Raw genomic sequence first — 1,317 nt, 5'->3', positions numbered from 1 at the left:
AGGGATGGTTTTCATGCTGGCTGCCCTCGATGGCTCAGGCTGCTGATCCCCCTGCCCCGCCACTTCTTCCGGTCTGCTGATTAGGCACTGCGAACGATCGCTGAGTAGGGCGAGGACGGGCGGAAGGAGTCGCGCCGCACACCGCACCGGGAGGGGACCGTGACCGCCAACGCAGGCTTCGACATCGCCAAGGAATTCCACTGGCTCGCGGTCACCGACGACCGCGGACACCTGCTGCTCAGCCACCGGGTTGACAACGACCCGACCGCCATCGACACCTCGATCGGCGAACTGCACGCCATCGAGGCCGAACACGGCCCCGTCACTATCGGCCTGGACATCCTCGGCGGCATCGCCGCCCTGCTGACCGCCATGCTCCTGACCGCCGGCTTCCGCGTCGTCCACGTCCCCGGCCTGGCCGTCAACCGCGCCCGCCGCGCCACGCGGGGCGGCGAGAACAAGTCCGACCCCCGTGACGCCAAAGTCATCGCCGAACAGGTCATGCTCCGCGACGACCTGCGCACCGTCGAACTGCCCGACGACAGCGCCGTGGAACTGCGGCTGCTGGTCAGCCACCGCACCACACTGGTCAAGGAGGCCACCGCCCGCACCGCGAGACTGCATGACCTGCTCACTGGCATCCACCCCGGCCTGGAACGGGCCGTCGACCCGACGAACCAGTCCGGCCTCATCCTGCTGGGCCACTACGTCACCCCGGCTGAGATCCGCCGCGCGGGCACCGCACGCATCGTCGGCTACCTGCACAGACACGGCGTCAAGACCACCACCGCGCAGCCGCTGGCCGACGCGGCGCACACCGCCGCGCTCGCCCAGCGTGTCGCCCTGCCCGGCGAACGCCGCACCGCCCAGCTCATCCGGGAACTCGCCGACGAGCTGCTGGCCGGCAAACACCGCATCAAAGCCCTGGAAGCCGAGATCGAACAGCTGGTGACCGGCCACCCTGACGGGGCCCTCATCCGCAGCCTGCCGGGGATGGGGGCCGCCCTCACCGCCGAGTTCCTCGCGGCCGTCGGCGACATCCGCCGCTTCACCAGCGGCGACACACTGGCCGCCGCCTCCGGGCTGTCCCCGGTGCTCTCCCAGTCCGGCAAGATCCGCTACTCGCGCAGTGCGACCGGCGGCGACAAGGCCCTCAAACGGGTCTTCTACCAGGCCGCGTTCTGCTCCATCCAGCGCGATCCCACCTCGCGCGCCTTCTACGACCGCAAACGATCCGAAGGCAAGCGACACCACCAGGCTCTGATCGCCCTGGCCCGGCGAAAGATCAACGTTCTCTACGCCATCCTGCGTGACCGA

General features: G+C 69.5%; 1 protein-coding gene. It reads left to right on the top strand.

What is annotated here, in order from left to right; translation table 11 throughout:
* Nucleotides 1-159 precede the first annotated feature (159 nt).
* Nucleotides 160-1,317, top strand: a 1,158-nt coding sequence (locus tag ACFPQ9_RS44575) for an IS110 family RNA-guided transposase (protein WP_380866203.1), incomplete at its 3' end; no start/stop codon positions are given.

This window comes from Streptomyces coerulescens (assembly GCF_042657965.1).
GTDB lineage: Bacteria > Actinomycetota > Actinomycetes > Streptomycetales > Streptomycetaceae > Streptomyces > Streptomyces coerulescens.
The sequence above is the reverse complement of the archived record's forward strand: the minus strand, read 5'-3'. Positions and strand labels throughout refer to the sequence as shown.